General features: G+C 63.0%; 22 protein-coding genes and 1 other RNA gene. 9 read left to right on the forward strand and 14 right to left on the reverse strand.

Translation table 11 applies throughout. From position 1 onward, the window contains the following. Positions 1–53 precede the first annotated feature (53 nt). The gene (locus AC1D1L_RS10480; protein WP_477341462.1) at positions 54–524 is read left to right on the forward strand and encodes an ankyrin repeat domain-containing protein; all 471 of its coding nucleotides are present in this window, start codon (positions 54–56) and stop codon (positions 522–524) included. Positions 525–738: 214 nt separating this feature from the next. Here the strand turns inward: AC1D1L_RS10480 and AC1D1L_RS10485 are convergent, their stop codons facing one another. Beyond that, positions 739–2,541 carry an ABC transporter transmembrane domain-containing protein gene (locus AC1D1L_RS10485; RefSeq protein WP_477341017.1) on the reverse strand — a complete coding sequence of 601 codons (1,803 nt, stop codon included), beginning with the start codon at positions 2,539–2,541 and terminating at the stop codon, positions 739–741. Between the two features lie 205 nt (positions 2,542–2,746). On the opposite strand from AC1D1L_RS10485, the gene rpmE reads away from it, so the two are divergent. Continuing rightward, positions 2,747–2,968 carry a 50S ribosomal protein L31 gene (gene rpmE, locus AC1D1L_RS10490; RefSeq protein WP_112559687.1) on the forward strand — a complete coding sequence of 74 codons (222 nt, stop codon included), beginning with the start codon at positions 2,747–2,749 and terminating at the stop codon, positions 2,966–2,968. A 326-nt stretch (positions 2,969–3,294) separates the two neighbouring features. Here rpmE and AC1D1L_RS10495 read toward each other — a convergent pair whose 3' ends face one another. Next, on the reverse strand, positions 3,295–3,939 hold the full coding sequence (locus AC1D1L_RS10495) for a TetR/AcrR family transcriptional regulator (protein WP_477341019.1): 645 nt from the start codon (positions 3,937–3,939) through the stop codon (positions 3,295–3,297). A gap of 117 nt (positions 3,940–4,056) precedes the next feature. Between AC1D1L_RS10495 and AC1D1L_RS10500 the strand changes: the two genes are divergently transcribed. Together AC1D1L_RS10500 and AC1D1L_RS10505 are read left to right on the forward strand one after the other, a co-directional pair. Next, positions 4,057–4,884, forward strand: a complete 828-nt coding sequence (locus AC1D1L_RS10500; RefSeq protein ID WP_477341021.1) for an NAD(P)H-binding protein — start codon at positions 4,057–4,059, stop codon at positions 4,882–4,884. A gap of 1 nt (position 4,885) precedes the next feature. Further along, positions 4,886–5,362: an anthrone oxygenase family protein gene (locus AC1D1L_RS10505; protein WP_192258733.1), complete on the forward strand. Its 477-nt coding sequence runs from the start codon at positions 4,886–4,888 to the stop codon at positions 5,360–5,362. Between the two features lie 32 nt (positions 5,363–5,394). Here the strand turns inward: AC1D1L_RS10505 and AC1D1L_RS10510 are convergent, their stop codons facing one another. The 7 genes from AC1D1L_RS10510 to ssrS all read right to left on the reverse strand — a co-directional run bounded on the left by AC1D1L_RS10510 (position 5,395) and on the right by ssrS (position 9,879). After that, on the reverse strand, positions 5,395–5,715 hold the full coding sequence (locus AC1D1L_RS10510) for an Rdx family protein (RefSeq protein ID WP_352592584.1): 321 nt from the start codon (positions 5,713–5,715) through the stop codon (positions 5,395–5,397). A gap of 13 nt (positions 5,716–5,728) precedes the next feature. Beyond that, on the reverse strand, positions 5,729–6,478 hold the full coding sequence (locus AC1D1L_RS10515; RefSeq protein ID WP_477341023.1) for a YebC/PmpR family DNA-binding transcriptional regulator: 750 nt from the start codon (positions 6,476–6,478) through the stop codon (positions 5,729–5,731). A gap of 201 nt (positions 6,479–6,679) precedes the next feature. Next, positions 6,680–7,441: a TerC family protein gene (locus AC1D1L_RS10520; RefSeq protein ID WP_477341025.1), complete on the reverse strand. Its 762-nt coding sequence runs from the start codon at positions 7,439–7,441 to the stop codon at positions 6,680–6,682. Positions 7,442–7,511: 70 nt separating this feature from the next. After that, positions 7,512–8,336, reverse strand: a complete 825-nt coding sequence (locus AC1D1L_RS10525) for a TIGR00282 family metallophosphoesterase (protein WP_477341027.1) — start codon at positions 8,334–8,336, stop codon at positions 7,512–7,514. Positions 8,337–8,392: 56 nt separating this feature from the next. Beyond that, positions 8,393–9,025, reverse strand: a complete 633-nt coding sequence (locus AC1D1L_RS10530) for a hypothetical protein (RefSeq protein WP_477341029.1) — start codon at positions 9,023–9,025, stop codon at positions 8,393–8,395. 24 nt (positions 9,026–9,049) lie between these two features. After that, on the reverse strand, positions 9,050–9,628 hold the full coding sequence (locus AC1D1L_RS10535; protein WP_477341031.1) for a 5-formyltetrahydrofolate cyclo-ligase: 579 nt from the start codon (positions 9,626–9,628) through the stop codon (positions 9,050–9,052). A gap of 95 nt (positions 9,629–9,723) precedes the next feature. Beyond that, a non-coding RNA gene (ssrS, locus tag AC1D1L_RS10540) (6S RNA) lies at positions 9,724–9,879 on the reverse strand. Between the two features lie 151 nt (positions 9,880–10,030). On the opposite strand from ssrS, the gene AC1D1L_RS10545 reads away from it, so the two are divergent. The 4 genes from AC1D1L_RS10545 to msrB all read left to right on the forward strand — a co-directional run bounded on the left by AC1D1L_RS10545 (position 10,031) and on the right by msrB (position 13,109). Then, positions 10,031–10,870: an AAA family ATPase gene (locus AC1D1L_RS10545; RefSeq protein ID WP_203280533.1), complete on the forward strand. Its 840-nt coding sequence runs from the start codon at positions 10,031–10,033 to the stop codon at positions 10,868–10,870. Positions 10,871–10,960: 90 nt separating this feature from the next. Next, on the forward strand, positions 10,961–11,407 hold the full coding sequence (locus AC1D1L_RS10550; RefSeq protein ID WP_477341033.1) for an N-acetyltransferase family protein: 447 nt from the start codon (positions 10,961–10,963) through the stop codon (positions 11,405–11,407). Between the two features lie 3 nt (positions 11,408–11,410). Next, on the forward strand, positions 11,411–12,601 hold the full coding sequence (locus tag AC1D1L_RS10555) for a vWA domain-containing protein (protein ID WP_477341035.1): 1,191 nt from the start codon (positions 11,411–11,413) through the stop codon (positions 12,599–12,601). A 103-nt stretch (positions 12,602–12,704) separates the two neighbouring features. Continuing rightward, positions 12,705–13,109, forward strand: a complete 405-nt coding sequence (gene msrB / locus AC1D1L_RS10560) for a peptide-methionine (R)-S-oxide reductase MsrB (RefSeq protein ID WP_027042054.1) — start codon at positions 12,705–12,707, stop codon at positions 13,107–13,109. Between the two features lie 69 nt (positions 13,110–13,178). Here the strand turns inward: msrB and AC1D1L_RS10565 are convergent, their stop codons facing one another. Continuing rightward, positions 13,179–13,517: a hypothetical protein gene (locus AC1D1L_RS10565; RefSeq protein ID WP_477341038.1), complete on the reverse strand. Its 339-nt coding sequence runs from the start codon at positions 13,515–13,517 to the stop codon at positions 13,179–13,181. A gap of 207 nt (positions 13,518–13,724) precedes the next feature. Between AC1D1L_RS10565 and AC1D1L_RS10570 the strand changes: the two genes are divergently transcribed. Continuing rightward, entirely contained in the window at positions 13,725–14,234 is a 510-nt protein-coding gene (locus tag AC1D1L_RS10570) for an arsenate reductase ArsC (RefSeq protein ID WP_477341040.1), read from the forward strand. 121 nt (positions 14,235–14,355) lie between these two features. On the opposite strand, the gene AC1D1L_RS10575 is transcribed toward AC1D1L_RS10570, so the two are convergent. The 4 genes from AC1D1L_RS10575 to AC1D1L_RS10590 form a co-directional block, all read right to left on the reverse strand. After that, the gene (locus AC1D1L_RS10575; RefSeq protein ID WP_477341042.1) at positions 14,356–14,811 is read right to left on the reverse strand and encodes a hypothetical protein; all 456 of its coding nucleotides are present in this window, start codon (positions 14,809–14,811) and stop codon (positions 14,356–14,358) included. 52 nt (positions 14,812–14,863) lie between these two features. Then, on the reverse strand, positions 14,864–15,124 hold the full coding sequence (locus AC1D1L_RS10580) for a DUF2312 domain-containing protein (RefSeq protein WP_023719653.1): 261 nt from the start codon (positions 15,122–15,124) through the stop codon (positions 14,864–14,866). 267 nt (positions 15,125–15,391) lie between these two features. Continuing rightward, positions 15,392–18,850 (reverse strand): pyruvate carboxylase, encoded by a 3,459-nt coding sequence (pyc, locus tag AC1D1L_RS10585; protein WP_477341044.1) that lies wholly within the window; start codon positions 18,848–18,850, stop codon positions 15,392–15,394. A gap of 299 nt (positions 18,851–19,149) precedes the next feature. After that, positions 19,150–20,271: a branched-chain amino acid ABC transporter substrate-binding protein gene (locus AC1D1L_RS10590; protein WP_477341046.1), complete on the reverse strand. Its 1,122-nt coding sequence runs from the start codon at positions 20,269–20,271 to the stop codon at positions 19,150–19,152. Positions 20,272–20,284 lie beyond the last annotated feature (13 nt).

The following is a 20,284-nucleotide window of genomic DNA, read 5'->3' on the forward strand; positions in this document are numbered from 1 at the left end:
GCGACCCTGAAAGAGGGGCGACGCGGACGGCGGCAGGCAACTCTTTCACCGAGATCAAGCACCATGTTTATACCGGCGACACGGCGCTTCACGTCGCGGCGGCGGCCCATCGGCCTGAGATCGTGGGCAAGCTGATCAGCCTTGGGGCAGACGTCGCCGCGAGAAACCGGCTGGGCGCGACACCGCTCCACTATGCCACCGATGGGATTCCGGGGTCGCCCAGGTGGAATCCGGTCGCCCAATCCGCTACCGTCGCCTGCCTGATCGCGTCAGGGGCCGATCCCAACGCCATCGACAAGAACAGCGTGACACCTTTGCATCGCGCCGTCAGAACTCGGTGCGCGGCGGCGGCGAGCGCGCTGCTGGACGGCGGCGCGGACCCCTTGCGTAAGAACGGGAATGATTCGACGCCAATGATGCTTGCAACGCGGCAGACCGGCCGTGGCGGCAGCGGTTCGCCTGAGGCAAAGGCGCAACAGGCGGAGATTATCCGGCTACTTGAGCGTTACGGCGCGACGCCATAGCGCAACGCTTCGTCCCAGAGTGATCACGCCCCATGTCGCCTTCAAGGCGCGCTGGTCGAGCACGTCGAGCGAGTGTCAGGTCAAGACGATCGGCGATCGGGTTCCCGCCAAGAATACTGGCGCCTATCTCCGGTCGCGAAAGAAGATGAGCGACAATTCCGGCTGGAGCTACAACTTCGCCTACAGCGAGCCCGAGGCTGGGGCCAAAAAATGCCTACTCCGCGGCACCCCTGAACGCGCTGGCTCCGGTTTCGAACTGCAGCTTGGCCAGCCGCGCGTAGATACCGCCCTTGGCAACCAGGCTCTGATGCGTGCCTTCCTCGACGATGCGGCCGCCATCCATGACCAGGATGCGGTCGGCCTTCAGCACCGTTGCAAGACGGTGGGCGATGACGATAGTGGTGCGGCCCTGCATCAACCGTTCAAGGGCCGTCTGCACCAGTGTTTCGCTTTCGGCATCGAGCGCCGAGGTCGCCTCGTCGAGCAACAGGATCGGCGCGTCGCGCAGGATGGCGCGGGCGATCGCCACGCGCTGGCGCTGGCCGCCGGACAGGGTAACGCCGCGCTCGCCGACCTGACTGTCATAGCCTTTGTCGAGCTTGAGGATGAATTCGTCGGCCAGCGCGTCCCTGGCGGCCGTCTCGATCTCGGCATTCGTGGCGCCCGGCCGGCCAAAGCCGATATTGTCGCGCGCACTCGCCGCAAAAATGGTGACATCCTGCGGTACGATGGCGATCCGCTCGCGGACAGCAGCCGGATCGGCCTCGCGCACGTCGACGCCGTCGATGGCGATGCGGCCGGCCTCGGGGTCGTAAAAACGCAGGATCAGCGAAAAGACCGTGCTTTTTCCGGCGCCCGAGGGGCCGACGATCGCCACCGTCTCACCCGGCTTCACCTGGAAGCTCAAGCCGTGGACGGCGGCGCGGTCGGGCCGCGCCGGATAGGAGAAGGAGACGTCGTCGAAACCGATCGCGCCTTTCGCCTTGGCCGGCAGCGGCAAGGGCTTGGCAGGCGCCAGGATCGCCGGCGTCTCGTCCAGGATCTCGGTCAGCCGTTCGGCCGCACCTGCCGCCTGGGAGAGCTCGCCCCAGACTTCCGACAGCGCGCCGAGCGCGCCGGCGGCAAACACAGAATAAAGCAGGAACTGTCCGAGCGTGCCGGGCGACATCGTGCCGGCGAGCACGTCGCGCGAACCGAACCACAGCACGGCCACGACCGAGGAAAAGATCATGAAGATGGCAAAGAAGGTGAGGAAAGAGCGGGCGAAAATCGACGAGCGCGCCGCCTGGAACGCGGCTTCCACCGCGGCCGAGAACCGCCCGGTGACCAGCCTCTCGTTGGTGAAGGCCTGCAGCGTGCGCACCGCGCCGATCTGCTCGCTGGCATAGGCGGTGGCTTGCGCCAGCGTGTCCTGCGCCTGCCGCGACCGGCGCCGGACCGAACGGCCGAAGGCGACCAGCGGCAGCACGATCACTGGAATGGCCGCGATGACCAGGCCGGACAGTTTCGGGCTGGTGACGACCATCATCGCCACCGCGCCGAGGCCGAGGATGACATTGCGCAGCGCCACCGAGGCGGTGGCGCCGACGGCGGATTTCACCTGCGTCGTATCGGCCGCGAGCCGCGAGACGATCTCACCCGACTGCGCGGTGTCGAAAAAGGATGGCGACAGCGTCGTGACATGCGAAAACACATCGCTGCGGATGTCGGCAACGACCCGTTCACCGAGCGTGATGACGAAATAGTAGCGGCCGGCCGATGCCGCCGCCAAAAGGGCGGCCATCGCCACCAGGGCCGCGAAATATTCGGCGATGAAGGTGGTGCTGGACGCGCTGAAACCGTGGTCAATCATGCGCCGCACGGCGAGCGGCAGGGTGAGCGTCGTCGCCGCCGCGATGGCCAGCGAGATGACGGCGCCGATGACCAATTTGCGGTAGCGGGCGATATAGGGATAGAGGCGCCTGAGCGGTCCGAGCGAGCGTCTGCGCTCGTCCTGTCCGCCGCTGATATCCGCCATGACCGTTTCCTCTGGCCGCTTCGAGGTGGGCGCTGTCAATATGCGCCCGCCGCGGCCTTGTGATTCAATTCCGGCTGATGTATAGGCTCGCCGACCGTTTTAGAAGCCGTGGCTTTTCAATAGCTGCGGCTTCGAGTTTTAAAAAGGGGCGCATCGACGCAGGCCACGGGCCCGTCGGCAGCGCCACAAGCCAGGAAGCACGACAATGAAGGCCGACATCCATCCCGATTACCACACCATCAAGGTTGTCATGACCGATGGCACTGAATACATGACCCGTTCGACCTGGGGCAAGGAAGGCGATACGATGAACCTCGATATCGATCCGACCACGCACCCGGCCTGGACCGGCGGCCAGCAGACCCTGCTCGACCGCGGCGGCCGCCTGTCGAAGTTCAAGAAACGCTTCGAAGGTTTCGGCCTCTAAGCCGTATCGGCTTTCGCAGATCAAAAACCCGCCCTTGTGGCGGGTTTTTTGTTGGCCACAGCCCCCTTCTCCCCGTCACTACGGGGAGAAGGTGCCGGCAGGCGGATGAGGGGCAGTGCCAGCATTGGCAAGTTTGATCATCAGCAAAAGAGCCGGCCTGAGAAATTCGGTGACGGTGTGCGACGAAGCGACGTCAAATCACAGGTCAGCGCTGCCCCTCACCTGCCTGCCGGCATCCTCTCCCCGTCTAGTGACGGGGAGAGGGGCGCTCTCGCCTATGGTTTCGCCAATCACCAGCGCTGCCGTACATGCCCAAGCTCGGGTCGTCACCGCCCTTCCAATAACTCCCGTAGCGCCATGCGCTTGTAGGCGGCCACCAGCCTGTCGCCCTCCTGCCGGTCGACCGAGATCGCCAGCCGCACCGCGGCCTCGCCCATCTGCCAGACCAGAAACGCCGTCGTCTCCAGTGCGACCGGATCGGCGCCGGGTTGCAGCCGCTTAAGGACCGCGGTCAGGAATTCGGCATTGGCGCGGCTGTCGGCGAGTTCGAGCTGGCGCAGCGCCTTGTCGGCCTGGGTACCCGACCATATGTCGCGCATCACCGGCTCGGCCAGGAACAGCCGGTAGTAGATATCGACCAGCTCCGAAAACGCCTGCCGCAGGCCTTCGGCGTCGGTGACATCCTTGAGTGCCGAGGAGATGCAGGCCTGGCTTTCGGCGGTGTAACGCTCAGCCAGCGCCCAGACGATCGCCCGCTTGTCGGGAAAGAACTGATAGAGCGAACCGATCGACACCCCGGCCCGTTCCGCCACCTCGCCCATGCGCATGGCGTCGCTGCCTTGTTGGGCGATCAACGCAGAGGCTGCGGCCAGCATCCGTTCGACCCGCTCGCGGCTGCGTTGCTGCGTCGGCGCCCGCCGCGGCGATGCGACCTGCTCCTGGGCAGATGCGGGCGCTGCTGTGTCTTCCATAACTGTCTCCGGTCTCGAGAAAATTGCCAACAAACGGCTTGACTCGCAAAATACGAGGGTTTATCACGTTTTGCAAATGTGAGGATTGCTCATATTTTTAAACAGAGGAAAACCACAATGACTGAGACCAAGCCAATCCTGATCCTCGGCGGCACCGGCAAGACCGGCCGTCGCGTCGCCGAGCGGCTGACCGCACAGGGCGTTCCCGTGCGCATAGGCTCGCGCTCGGGCAGCCCACGCTTCGACTGGGAGGTTCCGGCGACCTGGGGCCCGGCCATGCAAGGCGTGAGCGCCGTCTACATCAGCTACTATCCCGACATCGCCGTGCCGGGCGCCGCAGATACCGTCGGCGCCTTCGCCAGGCTTGCAGTGGCCAATGGCATCACACGCCTGGTGCTGCTCTCCGGCCGCGGCGAGACGGAGGCCCAGCGCGCCGAAGAGATGGTCAAAGCCTCGGGCGCCGACTGGACGATCCTGCGCTGCGCCTGGTTTTCGCAGAACTTCAGCGAAGGCTTTCTCATCGAGTCTTTGCTCGCGGGCGAAGTTGCCCTGCCTGTCGGTACTGTCGGTGAGCCCTTCATCGATGCCGACGACATCGCCGATGCCGCCTTCGTTGCGCTGACCGAGCCGGGCCATGTCGGCCAGCTCTATGAGCTGTCCGGGCCGCGGCTGCTGAGCTTCGCCGACGCGGTCGCCGAGATCGCCAAGGCGGCCGGTCGCGACACCCGCTATATCAAGGTCTCGCATGACGAGTTCACCGCATCTGTCGCGGCGCATGACTTGCCGCCCGAATTCGCCTGGCTGCTCAACGAGCTGTTCACCGAAGTGCTCGACGGCCGCAACGAGACGCTGACCGATGGCGTCCAGCGTGTGCTCGGCCGCTCGGCGAAAGACTTTTCCGCCTACGCACATGAAACCGCCGCAACCGGCGTGTGGAGCAACTGAGATGATCAAGCTTCTTCCCACCCTCACCATCATTGCCGCAATCGGTTCGGGCGTCGTCGGCGGCGTGTTCTTCGCCTTTTCCAACTTCGTCATGGCGGCGCTTGCCCGGCTGCCCGTCCCTCAAGGCATTGCGGCGATGAATTCGATCAACATCACGGTGATCACCCCGACCTTCATGACGGCGCTGTTCGGCACCGGCCTGCTCTGCCTGGTGCTTATCGCCGCCGCCATCATGGGCTGGAGCCAGTCCGGCTCGTACTGGTTGCTTGCCGGCGCGGTGATCTATCTGATCGGCAACCCGATCGTGACCATGGTCTTCAATGTGCCGCTCAACGATGCGCTTGCCGCCGTCGACCCAGCCAGCGCCAATGGCGCCGCCGTGTGGGCGAACCATCTGAACCAATGGGTGATGTGGAACCACGTCCGCACCATCACCGCCATCGTGTCGATGGCCTGCTTCATCTTCGCATTGCTGTGAAGATGGCACTTTGCAAATGCAAAAGACCTCGCTCAGGCGGGGTCTTTTTGCGTGGGGTCCTTTGAGGTGTGACCCTTGCGATCGGAGTGGCCGAGATCGCGGTCCGGATCGATCACATCGCGAACCAGTTGCTTGAGTTTTGCTGCTTCCGGGAAACCCCCGTCGCGCTTGCGATCCCAGACCAGCTGATCGTTGCAGGAAATGGTGAAGATGCCGCCGGTGCCCGGCACCAGCGTTACTTCGCCCAGATCCGTGCCGAAGGTCGAGAGCAGTTCCTGCGCCATCCAGCCGGCGCGCAACAGCCACTGGCACTGCGTGCAATAGGTGATGCGGATGGTGGGCAGCTGGCTCATGTCCGAGTTTCGATCACGCCGCGCTGAGCTTGGCCATCGTCTCGTCGTCGACCTCGAAATTGGCGTAGACGCTCTGCACGTCGTCATCGTCTTCGAGCGTCGCGACCAGCTTCATCAGCGACTGGGCGCGTTCTTCGTCGACCGGAACATTGTTCTGCGGCTGCCAGATCGGCTTCACCGATTCGGCCTCGCCGAGCGAGGCTTCCAGCGCCTTCGACACTTCGCCCATGCTCTCGAAGGCGCAATAGATGGTGTGGCCTTCCTCGTCGGACTCGACATCATCGGCGCCGGCCTCGATCGCCACGTCCATCACCTTGTCGGCGCTGCCGGCGGAGGCCGGATAGTAGATCTCGCCGGCGCGGTTCCACATGAAGGACACCGAGCCGGTTTCGCCGAGCGCCCCGCCGGCCTTGGTGAAGGCGGCACGTACGTTCGAGGCCGAACGGTTGCGGTTGTCGGTCAGCGCCTCGACGATCAGCGCCACGCCGCCCGGCCCATAGCCTTCGTAGCGCACCGCTTCGTAATTCTCGGCATCGCCCATCGACGCCTTGTTGATGGCGCGCTGGATGTTGTCCTTCGGCATCGACACCGCCTTGGCGTTCTGGATGGCCAGGCGCAGGCGCGGGTTCATCGACGGATCGGGCGTCCCGCTCTTGGCAGCGACAGTGATTTCGCGCGCCAGCTTGGAAAACATTTTCGACCGCACCGCGTCTTGGCGGCCCTTGCGGTGCATGATGTTCTTGAACTGTGAATGGCCAGCCATGGCACCCCTGTCGTCTTCGGCTAGAGCATCGCGAAGCGAGGCGACGATACCCGGTCTTCCCGCAAATGCTCGAATTTAAATTCAGAACGTCTCTCGCATGCCTGCGAAGGCATACGGCGTTCTCTGTCGGAATGGCCGGCTTATAGATAAATCGGCTCAATTCGTCCAGACACGGCGTTCACAGCGCCCCGGCGAGCAGCTTCAATGCCCGCCACCTGATTTCCTGCGCCGCCGCGCCAGCATGTTGAGTCCTTCGACCAACGCCGAAAAACCCATCGCGGCGTAAATATAGCCCTTGGGCACATGGTAGCCCATGCCGTCGGCGATCAGCGTCATGCCGATCATCAGCAGGAAGCCCAGCGCCAGCATGACAATGCTCGGGTTCTTGGCGATGAAATTGGCCAGCGGCCCGGCCGCCAGCATCATCACGCTCACCGCCACGATCACGGCGATATACATGATGGCGATCTCGTCGGTCATGCCGACGGCGGTGATGATCGAATCGATCGAGAAGACGAGGTCGAGCAGCAGTATCTGGAAGATGGCGCCGGCAAGCGAGATCTGCAGTGTCTCGCCCATCATCGTGTCCTTGTGGTCTTCCGGGTCGACCGTGTGATGAATTTCCTTGGTCGCCTTCCACACCAGGAACAGGCCGCCAGCGATCAGGATCAGGTCGCGCAAGGAAAAGCCGTGGCCGAAAGCGGTGAACACCGGCGTCGTCAGCTGGACGATGATGGAAATGGTGGCAAGCAGCACCAGCCGCATGACCAGCGCCGCCGAGATGCCGAGACGGCGGGCGCGGGCGCGCTGCGCTTCCGGTAATTTGTTGGTCAGGATCGAGATGAAGATCAAATTGTCGATGCCGAGCACGACCTCGAGCACGATTAGCGTCAGCAACGCGACCCAGGCGGTGGGGTCAGAGACAAATTGAAAATGTGGTGCCAGGAATTCAACGAGCTGCATGGAGGTCGTCCCCTCTACGATCTAGAGCAGTTTCGTCGCCAGTTAGGTACTATAGTCCAGCATATCAATGTCATGACCAGAAGGATGGTGCGGTTTCTTCAAGCCGCGGCCCGCGACGAAACGGCGCGATCTTCTCGGTCAGGCCGGTGCGGTCGGAAATAGTGACGCCGATGCCACACAATGTCGCTGGTCCGGTCGCCGCCTCGAAGCGGCCTTTCGGCACTTTCGACAGGAACCGGTTGAGCGGTTCTTCCTTGTCCATGCCGAGCGAGGAATCATAGTCGCCGCACATGCCGGCGTCGGACATGTAGCCGGTACCGCCATTTAGGATCTGATAATCGGCGGTGGGCTGGTGCGTGTGGGTGCCGATGACGAGACTGGCGCGCCCGTCGACGAAATGCGCGAAGCACATTTTCTCCGAGGTCGCTTCGGCGTGGAAGTCGATGACCACCGCATCGGCCTGCTCACCCAGCGGACACGCCGCCAGCTCGCGCTCGCCGGCCTGGAACGGATCGTCGAGCTCGGGATGCATGAACACCCGCCCCATAATGTTGGCGACCAGCACGCGCGCGCCGTTCCTGGCGATGTAGACGCCGGAACCGCGCCCCGGCGTGCCCTTGGGGAAATTGGACGGGCGAAGAAAACGCTCCTCGCGCGGCGCGAAGATCAGCGCGTCACGCTGGTCCCAGACGTGGTTGCCGGTGGTGACGACATCGGCGCCGGCAGCGATCGTGTCGCGAAAAATGTCTTCGGTGATGCCGAAACCGCCGGCGGCGTTCTCACCATTGACGATGACGAAGTCGAGTTTGAAATCCGAGATCAGGCCGGGCAGTTGTTCCCACACTGCCGTACGTCCCGATTTGCCCACCATGTCGCCGAGGAAGAGAAGTCTCATGCCCACTTCTATCCAGAGGCGAGGACGCTAGGCAAGCGCTACCCGGGCGATTGGCGCTAACGCCGGCCGAAAGTATCACGCTGCTGGTGGAGCGGCTTTGCATTCGCACCCGCAACGCGAACAGGCGACGCTATCGGCGACGCCGGCGGTGGGGTGCGGCCGCGCAGCCAGAAGAACCAGACGTAGAACACGGTGAACCCACCGGTAGCTGCCAGGAGCAACAGCCCGCCGCGCCAGCCCTTCATCGCGGCGGTATCGAGGGTCGATGGATTGGCAGGGTTGTAATACAACTCTACCGCGTCGCCTTTGGACGCCGTGTAGAGGCCGATGTCTTTTCCCTTGCCGAACCAGCTCATCGGCGCATCGTTCGCCACATAGGTGACGGCGACATTGATGCCTTTCGTGGTGAGGCCGTTGCCCTGGGTTTCGCTGTAGGGACTGACATCCGTCACGGTGGCAACCGTCTGATGCCAGGCGAGCTGGTGGTGCAGGGCCGTTCCGGCAATGTGCAAGCCCATCGCGAACAGCGTCACCGCGATGAGGACGAACGGCATCAGCAGGTAGCGTGCTAAGACAAACATGACGACCGCCATTGGCTCGGATTGTAGTGCGAAAATACTATCCGGCATGTCTTGGAAACGCGTTAATGCATGTCGTTCAAAAGTGGCCTCGATTTTGAACAACGACATGCATCAAACTAAGATCGCGAACTTTTAAGCGAAACGGCGCAGCCCGCTCTCGGTCAATATTTCCTGGATGATGACATCATGTGGCTCGTCCGGCACCAGCGCCACCTCCTGGCAATCGAAGGCGATGCCGATCAGCCGTGGCGGCTGGCCCTTGTCGACCAGCTTGGCGATGGCGCGGTCGTAGTAGCCGGCGCCGTAGCCGATGCGATGGCCACGGTTGTCGAAGGCGGCGAGCGGCACCAGCATCACCACGGGGTCGAGCACCTCGGCCTCCGCATGGGGTCCCACGGTGCCGAATCCCATCTCGACCATCGGCGCGCCGCGCACCAGTTCGCGAAAGACGATTGTGGTCTTGTCGAGAATGGCCGGCAGGCAAAGCCTGGCTCCCTTCTCGCGCAAGGCAAACATCAGCGGCCTGACGTCGACTTCCGACCGCATCGGCCAGAAGGCTGAAACGATCTGGCCAGCCTCGATAGCGAGGTGATCGCGCGCCGTCTCGGCCATCTCAAGCGCTATCTCCACCCGCCACATCGGATCGAGCGCATCGCGGCGTCCGAGAGCTTCGCGGCGCAGTTGTTTCTTCAGGTCTTTTAAGGATGTCATGCGCTGAACGATAGAAAAGGTCGGTTTCTGGCGGCGTGTTAGGAGCGACGTTTTCTACCGCATCATCCACCAAATGCGTGGATGCAGGCAAGAAGTGACGATCCACACAACCGGTGGAGAGAGCGATCCCGGGAACCTACAAAGTAGGTGGGCGCCGTATGAGAAAACCCACGGGTCTTCCCAGGGACAGCTCCCTAAGGATCGTTAAGGCCCCGGGGAAAATGTTCTCCTGCCGGGAAGCACAGACCGTCCCCCCCAATATAGGCCGCTGGTCGGTCCAGCGCCAGTGACACGAGCCGATGTTTCCATTTCGGATGCACGCCCTTTTTCGTCGCGACCGGCTCGCCCTTGCACAGGCCGGGCGGCGTCCTTACGGTCGCGATGACCAACCGAGGAGCAAGCATGCGTTTTGAAGGCACGGCGGCCTATGTCGCCGACAAGGATCTGATGGTGGCGGTCAATGCGGCGATCGCGCTGGAGCGGCCCTTGCTGGTCAAGGGCGAGCCCGGCACCGGCAAGACCGAACTTGCCAGGCAAGTGGCGGCGGCACTCGGCCTCGACCTGATCGAATGGCACGTCAAGTCGACGACGCGCGCGCAGCAAGGGCTCTATGAATATGACGCGGTCTCGCGGCTGCGCGACAGCCAGCTCGGCGACGAGCGCTTCAACGACATCAGGAACTACATCAAGCGCGGCAAGCTGTGGGAGGCGTTCGCGGCCGGCAAGAAGGTCGTGCTGCTGATCGACGAGATCGATAAGGCTGACATCGAGTTTCCCAACGATCTGCTGCAGGAACTCGACCGGATGGAGTTCTTCGTCTACGAGACCGGCGAGACCATTCGCGCCGCGGTCCGGCCGATCGTCATCATCACCTCCAACAACGAGAAGGAACTGCCCGACGCCTTCCTGCGCCGCTGCTTCTTCCACTACATCCGCTTCCCCGACGTCGACACGCTGCACAAAATCGTCGATGTCCACTATCCCGGCATCAAGCAGAATCTGGTGCGCGCGGCACTGACCCAGTTCTACGAGATCCGTGATGTGCCAGGGCTGAAGAAGAAGCCGTCGACCTCCGAGGCACTCGACTGGATCCGCCTGCTGGTCGCCGACGACATCGCACCGGAAGATCTGCGCGCCGATCCCAAGAACGCGCTGCCCAAGCTGCATGGCGCACTGCTGAAGAACGAGCAGGATGTGCATCTGTTCGAACGCCTGGCCTTTATGGCGCGAAGGCAGGGTTAGGCCGGCAGCAATAGCACTTCCCGGGCTGTGGACCGTTGCCGGCAAGCGATCGCCGGCGCAGCTTCGGTCAAAAGCATTGGAGGAAACAAAATGGCCGAGATCACCATCCGCCCGTTGGCACAGTCCGACCACGCCGACTGGCAGCGGCTGTGGACCGCATACCTTACCTTCTACGAGACGAAGCTGCCGCAAGAGGTCTACGCCATCACGTGGAAGCGGCTGTTCACGGAAGGTGAGTTCGAGCCGAAAGGTTTTATCGCCACGCTCGACGGCAAGGCGGTTGGTCTCACCCACTATCTCTACCACCGGTCCGGCTGGTCGGAGAAAAACAACTGCTATCTGCAGGACCTGTTCGCCGACCCCGACGTGCGCGGCAAAGGCATCGGCGCGGCGCTCATCGAAGCGGTCAAGCAGGAAGCGGCCAAGATCGGCGTCAAGAACGTCTACTGGATGACGCACGAAACCAATGCCACGGCGCGCAAGCTGTACGACCGCGTCGCACGGCGGACGGGCTTCATCGAATATGATTTGATGTAGACCATGTTCATCCCCTTCTTCCTCGAACTGAAGGCCGCGCGGGTACCCGTTTCGCTCAGGGAATATCTGTCGCTGCTGGAGGGGCTGGAAGCCGGTCTGGTCGATTATGACGTCGAGGGTTTTTATTACCTCGCCCGCACCGCTTTGGTGAAGGACGAGCGTCATATCGACCGCTTCGATCAGGTGTTTGCGCATGTCTTCAAGGGCATTGAAGCGCTCGCCGGGCCGGACGCCATCGATGTCGCCAACATTCCGGAAGAATGGCTGCGCCGCCTCGCCGAAAAGCATCTGACCGAGGAAGAGAAAAAACTGGTCGAAGCGCTCGGCGGTTTCGACAAGCTGATGGAGACCTTGAAGCAACGGCTGGAGGAACAGAAGGGCCGCCACCAGGGCGGCTCGAAATGGATCGGCACCGGCGGCACCTCACCGTTCGGCGCCTATGGCTACAATCCCGAAGGCGTGCGCATCGGCCAGCACGAAAGCCGTAACCGCCGTGCGGTGAAGGTGTGGGACAAGCGCGAGTTCAGGAATTTCGACGACGCCGTCGAGCTCGGCACCCGCAACATCAAGGTGGCGCTGAAGCGGCTGCGACGCTGGGTGCGCGAGGGCGCGGAGGAAGAGTTCGACCTGCCCGGCACCATCCATGCCACCGCCGAGCACGGCTATCTCGACGTGCAGACGCGCCCCGAACGGCGCAATGCTGTGAAGCTTCTGATGTTCTTCGATGTCGGCGGCTCGATGGACGACCACATCAAAAGCGTCGAGGAGCTGTTTTCGGCAGCCCGCGCCGAGTTCCGCCAGCTCGAATATTTTTACTTCCACAATTGCCTCTACGAGGGCGTGTGGAGAGACAACCGCCGCAGGCACGCCGAGACCATCCCCACCTTCGACCTGCTTCACAAATACGGTCCAGACTACAAGGTGATCGTCGTCGGGGACGCTTCGATGAGCCCTTATGAGATTGCGCATCCCGGCGGCTCGGTCGAGCACTGGAACCCGGAAGCCGGCGCCGTCTGGCTCGGCCGCCTGCTGCAACAATGGCCGAACGCGGTCTGGCTGAACCCCGAAAACCAGAAGAACTGGGGCTTCACCCACTCGATCGCGATGATCCGCGATATCTTCGGCGGCCGCATGTTCCCGCTGACGCTTGCCGGGCTCGAAGCCGCGACCAAGCAGCTCTCACGCAAGCATTGAGCCCCAAGCACGCCTCTGCGCTGGGCAGGCGTGTAACAAATGCTTATGTTGGTGCGAATACTGGCTGCAACCAACAACAAGCCGCCAAGGCTGAGGAGATTGGATGGATACCCACACCTACCCCGTTACCCACACTGACGCCGAATGGCGTGCCCGGCTGACGCCGGAGCAGTATGCCGTCATGCGCGGCCACGGCACCGAACGGCCCGGAAGCTGCGCCCTGCTCTACGAAAAGCGCGCCGGCACCTTTTCCTGCGTCGGCTGCGACCAGCCGCTGTTCGAATCCAAGCTGAAGTTCGAGAGCGGCACCGGCTGGCCGAGCTTCAACGACCCGGTGCCGGGTTCGGTCGAAAACACCGTCGACCGCAGCTACGGCATGGTCCGCACCGAATGCCACTGCGCCCGCTGCGGCAGCCATCTCGGCCATGTCTTCGAGGACGGCCCGCCGCCGACCGGCCTGCGCTATTGCATCAACGGCGTGGCGCTGAAATTCGAGCCGGCGGCTTAAACCGCAGCGCGGTCATAATCTCTTGGAAAGGGCGGCTCCGGCCGCCCTTTTTCGTGCCCTGCCGGCGTCTCAAACAACGACCACCAGGATCAACCATAGCGCGGAACCGAGCATCATCAGCGAGGCCTTGGCGCCGCCGGCCTTTTCCGCGACTCGCCAGACGGCCAGGGTCAGGAATATGTTGTAGGGCACCGGCGCGAAATGCACGGCCAGCACCACGGCCAGCGGCAGCTTCAGCCCGAGCAGGACGAGCGCGACCACCGACGACGCGACGTTGATCGCGGTGCCGACAACGACCAGGTCGCGCCAGAACAGACGATCGAGCGACACGGCACCGTGCCAGCGGGAGCGGAAGAAGCCGGCCCCTGGCCGCGTCTCGCCATTCTCGCTGCCTGCTGGCCCCTGCATCGGCTCGGCTCTCTCCATTCCCTACCCGCCACAACGATCCGAGCGCGGTGTCAACGCTGCACGATGATCATAGACGCATATGGCCTGGCTATCGCCGTCAAACAATCGCGAAATCTTTCCGGATGGCCCCTTGCCGGCATCCGCCGCGAAGCTACCTTGCACCACGTGCCGTTCCTTCATCCCGGTCGCCTGCCAGGGAGGTCTTTGATGAGCGACAAAAGCTACAATGTGCTGTTCCTGTGCAACGCCAATGCGGCGCGCTCGATCATGGGCGAAGCCATCCTCAACCGGGTTGGCGCCGAGAAATTCAAGGCCTTCTCCGCCGGGTCGCAGCCGAAGGGCACCGTCAATCCCTACGCGCTGCAGCTGCTCGAGAGCCTCAACTACGACACCGGCTTCGCCCGCTCAAAGGGCTGGGACGAGTTTGCAAAGCCCGACACGCCGGAAATGGATTTCGTCTTCACCGTCTGCGATAGCACCGCCAACGAGACCTGCCCGGTCTGGCCCGGTCACCCGATGACCGCACTGTGGGCGATACCGGATCCGGCCAAGGCACAAGGCACCGACGCCGAAATGCATCTGGCCTTCGCCGATGCCTATCGCATGCTCAACAACCGCATATCGCTGTTCACCAACCTGCCGATGGACGCGCTGGACCACATGGCGTTGCAGCAGCATCTGGATGAGATCGGCCGCGACGCGCCGAAGCCGAATTAGTGCAATTCCAGGAAAAGTGTGAGCGGTTTTCCCGGGAAAAGCGCGTAGCGCTTTCCCTTGGGAATTGCGTCAAAACAAAGAGATAGAGCGTCTCGCCGTTTCCGTTAAACGGTGAAACGCTCTAGCGCCAGGTGGCCTCGGCTTGCCCCAGAACGTCGGTGACCGCGCGCTCGAAGCGCGAGCATTCCGTCACCAGCCAGTCGGCCATGGCCGGCCAGTTGTCCTCTGCATAGCAGTTCACCTGCCACATCGAATTAATGCCGAGACCCTCGCAGCTCTGCTCCGGCCTGAGCTTCAGCCTGCCTTCGATCGCCGGCTGGAAAGGCCTCAGCCGCGACCAGGCTTCAGTGGCGCCGAACTTCTCGTTACGGCCGAAGAAAACGCCGACATGGTTTTGCGCCGGCGCGACATACATGGACAGGACCAGGGCGAAGTCCGGCAGCCCACGCTGCCAGAACCAGGGGCCGCGCCGCGCCATGGATGCGCGTTCCTCCGGATGCCGTTCGGCGAACAGCGCCCAGAAGTTGCGTTGGCGGAATTCAGAGGCGCGGCGGGCGCCAAAGTCGAATTCGCTCATGGTTCAACCCGTCGAAAGGCGCCGCTATCGACGCCCGGAGGCTGCCCCGGCCTTACACCATGCCGAGCGCGGCCTTGTACAGATCGAGGATGGATTCTTCCTCTTGGCGCTCGGCCTGGTCCTTCTTGCGCAGCCGGATGATCGAGCGCATCGCCTTGGTGTCGAAGCCGGTGCCCTTGGCTTCGGCGAACACTTCCTTGATGTCGTCGGCGATGGTCTTCTTTTCTTCCTCGAGCCGCTCGATGCGCTCGATGAAGGCGCGCAACTGGCCGGCGGCAACAGTCTGGCTGGTCTCGGTGATGTCGTCGGCCATGTTTTTCTCCGCTTCTTTTTAGGCGCCGCGATTCTGGCGCGGCAAAATTGGAGCGGGTTCGATGCCCGAGCGGGCGCGGCGGGTCAAGCTATTATCGATGCGGAATGAAGAGTTGCGCACGCCTTAAGGCGTATTGAGATTCAGGTCAGGCCGAGCCGAAAATGGTGGCTTCCGAGAACCGGTGCGGAGCGTACTCAAAGTACGTGAGCACCGGAAGCGCAGGAAGCCGCCATTTTCGGCTCGGCCTGACCTGAATATCAGTACGCCTTAGCCAAAGGCGATCAGCAGATCCTTGGCGTCGATCTGATCGCCGGCCTTGACCAGCACTTCGGCGATCGTGCCGTCGCGTTCGGCATGCAGCGCCGTCTCCATCTTCATGGCTTCGATGGAGAGCAGCACGTCACCAGCCTTGACCGCCTGGCCGGCGGCAACCGCAAGCGCGGAGACCACGCCCGGCATCGGCGCGCCGACATGCGCCTCGTTGCCGGGCTCGGCCTTGCGCCGTGCCTTGGCCGCCGAGGCGCCATGCGCCCTGTCCGGCACCCGGACGCGGCGTGGCTGGCCGTTGAGCTCGAAAAACACGGTGACCATGCCCTTCTCATCGACATCGCCGATAGCAAGGCAGCGCACCACAAGCGTCTTGCCTTTCTCGATGTCCAGGAAGATCTCGTCCTCGGACTTCATGCCGTAGAAATAGGTCGGCGTTGGCAACACGCTGACCGGCCCGTAGGTCTCCTGCGCGGCGGCAAAGTCGGTGAACACCTTCGGATACATCAGCCAGGACGCGAATTCGTACTCCGAGAGCTTGCGCTCCAGCTTCTCCTCGATTTCCTTGCGGCTGGCCTTGAGGTCTGCCGGCTTGAGCAGCGAGCCCGGCCGCACGGTGATCGGCTTGTTGTCCTTCAGCGCCTTCTTCTGCAGCTTCGCAGGCCAGCCGCCGGGCGACTGGCCGAGATCGCCGCGCAGCATCGAGACGACCGAGTCGGGGAAGGCGATGTCCTTGGCCGGGTTTTCGACGTCGGCGACGGTGAGGTCCTGGCTCACCATCATCAGCGCCATGTCGCCGACCACCTTGGATGACGGCGTCACCTTGACGATGTCCCCGAACATCAGATTGACGTCGTGATAGGCCTGGGCCACCTCGTGCCAGCGCGTCTCCAGCCCGAGCGAGCGCGCCTGTTCCTTGAGGTTGGTGAACTGGCCGCCCGGCATTTCGTGCAAATAGACCTCCGAGGCCGGCCCCTTGAGGTCGCTTTCGAAGGCGGCGTACTGGTTGCGCACCGCTTCCCAGTAGAACGAGATGTTGCGGATCCATTGCGGATCGAGGCCGGGATCGCGCTCGGTTCCCTTCAGCGCCTCGACGATCGAGCCGAGGCAAGGCTGCGAGGTGTTGCCGGAGAAGGAATCCATCGCCGCATCGATGGCGTCGACGCCGCTTTCCACGCCCGCCAGCACCGTCGCCGCCGACAGGCCTGACGTGTCGTGGGTGTGGAAGTGGATCGGCAAATCGGTCGCCTCGCGCAGCGCCTTGAACAGCACGCGTGCGGCGGCCGGCTTCAACAGCCCCGCCATATCCTTGACGGCGATGATGTGGGCGCCAGCGGCCTGCAATTCCTTCGCCAGCCCGACATAGTATCTGAGGTCGTATTTGGCGCGCGCCGGATCGAGGATGTCGCCGGTGTAGCAGATCGCCGCTTCGACCAGCTTGCCCTCCGCGCCCACCGCGTCCATGGCGACACGCATATTCTCGACCCAGTTCAGGCAGTCGAAGACGCGGAACAGGTCGACGCCGCCAGCCGCTGCCTGTTTGACGAAATGCTGCACGACATTGTCGGGATAGTTGGTGTAGCCGACGCCGTTGGCGCCGCGCAGAAGCATCTGCAGCAAAAGGTTGGGGGCGGCCTCGCGCACTTTGCTCAGCCGCTCCCACGGATCCTCGGTGAGGAAGCGCATGGCGACGTCGAAAGTGGCGCCGCCCCAGCATTCCAGCGACAGGAGCCGCGGCAGTGCCCGCGCATAGGTGCCGGCAATCCCGGCAATGTCATGCGTGCGCATGCGGGTGGCGAGCAGCGACTGGTGGCCGTCGCGCATCGTCGTGTCGGTGACCAGCACCTCTTTTTGCTCACGCATCCAGGCGGCGAATTTCTCCGGCCCCAGCGCGTCGAGCTTCTGCTTGCTGCCGCCCGGCACATTGCCGTTGAGATAGGGCACGACGGGCGCTGCCGCATCGGCCTTCGGCATCGGACGGCCGCGGGTTTCGGGATGGCCGTTGACGCTGACGTCGGCCAGATAGTTGAGCAGCTTGGTGGCGCGGTCCTGGCGCTTGACCTGCGCGAATAGCTCCGGCGTCGTGTCGATGAACCTGGTCGTGTAGGAATTGTCGGCGAAGCGCGGGTGATTGATGATCGCCTCGAGGAAGGTGAGGTTGGTCGCCACGCCGCGGATACGGAACTCGCGCAAGGCCCGGTTCATGCGGGCGATCGCCTCGGCCGGTGTCGGCGCCCAGGCCGTCACCTTCTCCAGCAGCGGATCGTAGAAGCGGGTGATGACCGCGCCCGAATAGGCGGTGCCGCCGTCGAGGCGAATGCCGAAACCGGCGGCTTCGCGATAGGCGGTGATCCGGCCGTAATCCGGAATGAAACTATGCTCTGGATCCTCGGTGGTGATGCGGCACTGCAGGGCGTGGCCGTTCAGCCTGATGTCGGCCTGCGCCGGCACGCCCGACTCTTTCGTGCCGATGGCAAAGCCGTCCAATATGTGGATCTGCGCCTTGACGATGTCGATGCCGGTCACCTGCTCGGTGACGGTGTGCTCGACCTGGATGCGCGGATTGACCTCGATGAAGTAGAATTTGCCGGTGTCGGCGTCCTGCAGGAATTCCACCGTGCCGGCGCCGATATAGCTCGTCTCGCGCGCGATCTTGAGCGCATAGCCGCAAAGCTCCTGGCGCAATGCCTCGCTGAGGTAGGGCGCCGGCGCCCGCTCGACGACCTTCTGGTTGCGGCGCTGGATCGAACAGTCGCGCTCGAACAGATGCACGGCATTGCCGTGCGTGTCGCCAAGCACCTGGACCTCGACATGGCGGGCGCGCTCGATCAGCTTTTCGAGATAGACCTCGTCCTTGCCGAACGCGGCCTTGGCCTCACGTTTGCCTTCGGTGACTTCGCGGACCAGATCAGCCTCGGCGCGGATGGCGCGCATGCCACGCCCGCCACCGCCCCACGATGCCTTGAGCATCACCGGATAGCCGATTTCCTCGGCCAATTTCTTGACCGTGTCCATGTCGTCCGGCAGCGGGTCGGTTGCCGGAATCACCGGCACGCCGACCTCGATGGCGAGATTGCGCGCGGCGACCTTGTTGCCGAGCCGGCGCATCGTGTCTGGCTTAGGGCCGATAAAGGTGATGCCGGCCTCGGCGCAGGCATCTGCGAATTCAGGGCTTTCCGACAAAAGGCCATAGCCCGGATGGATGGCGTCGGCGCCGGACAGCCTGGCGACGCGGATCACTTCCTCGATCGACAGATAGCTTTCGATCGGCCCCATGTCCTTGGCCAGATGCGGCCCGCGCCCGACCTGGTAGCTTTCATCGGCCTTGAACCGATGCAGCGAATATTTGTCCTCCTCGGCCCAGATCGCCACGGTTTTGAGGCCGAGCTCGTTGGCCGCGCGAAAGACGCGGATGGCAATTTCGGACCGGTTGGCGACGAGGATCTTCGTGATGGCCAAGGAAGAAGGCTCCGGGCAGGAGGGATGGGGCTCAGCAAATGATTAACGCGAAAATGCTGCAGTGCAACCAAAATCGGGTGGCGATTAAACCGATTTAAATGGATTCTAGCACTGCGGAGCGAAAGACTGCGTGCGAATGGCGTCGCCAAGTGACGCGAATTGTCATCCCGCGCACAATCCGCTCCCCGGCTAATGGTTCTTTTTTTAGCCAATGCAATCGCTCCATCCCTGCTCTGACTGATCAAAAGAAAAATGCCCGGCGCAAGCGCCGGGCATTTCGTAGGGGTTGAGCTAATGGATCAGCCCTTCGGCAGCCAGGTGATCTTGCCGTCCGGACCCTTCTTCCACTCGTACATGATGTAGCCCGGGAGCTTCGGATCGCCCTTCTCGTCATAGGCGAGGTCGCCCAGAACGGTCTTGAACGGACCCTTCTCATGCATCGCCTTCGCCACTTCCACCGGATCGTTCGACTTGGCCACGGCAGCGGCCTCCGCGATCACTTGCATGGCAGCGTAGGAGTAGAGCGTGTAGGCTTCCGGCTCAAAGCCCTGGGCGCGGAACTTCTCGACCAGTGCCTTGTTCTCGGGGATAAGGCGCGGATCTGGGCCGAAGGTATTCAGCGTGCCGATAACCGCGTCGCCGGCGATCGCAGCCAGCTCGTCGGTGACGATGCCGTCGCCCGACATCAAGGTAGCCTTGAGGCCCTGGTCAGCCGACTGGCGGATGATCAGGCCGGCTTCGGTGTGCAGGCCGCCCCAATAGATCAGGGTGACGCCGGCGTCCTTCATCTTGGCGATCAGTGCCGAGAAGTCCTTGTCGCCGACATTGACGCCTTCGTACATGACTTCCGTCAGGCCGGCTGCGTTCATCGCCTTCTTGGTTTCGTCGGCAAGGCCCTGACCGTAGGGGGTCTTGTCGTGGATGACGGCAACCTTGGCGTCCTTGAAGTTGGCCGCAATATAGGCGCCGGCGATGCCGCCCTGCTGGTCGTCGCGTCCGCAGGTGCGGAACACGTTCCACAGGCCGCGCTCGGTGAATTTCGGGTTGGTCGCCGCTGGGGTCACTTCGACGATATTGTTGTCGACATAGACTTCCTGCGACACCGGAATCGAGACGCCCGAGTTGAAGTGGCCAACCACGAACTTGACGCCGTCGCCGACGAACTTGTTGGCGACCGAGATGCCTTGCTTCGGATCGGAGACGTCGTCGCCGACTTCAAGCTTGATCTGCTCGCCATTCATGCCGCCTGCTGCGTTGATATCGGCGACAGCCGCTTCCGCACCCTTCTGCAGCTGCGCACCGAAGGCCGCATTCGGGCCGGTGATCGGACCGGCGACGCCGACGAGGACATCAGCCCATGCGTTACCGCCGAACGCGACAAGCGCGGTCAGGGCAACGGCGGACAAAAGTGATTTCTTCATTTAAACGCTCCCA

This window comes from Mesorhizobium sp. P2_D6, from assembly GCF_056404315.1.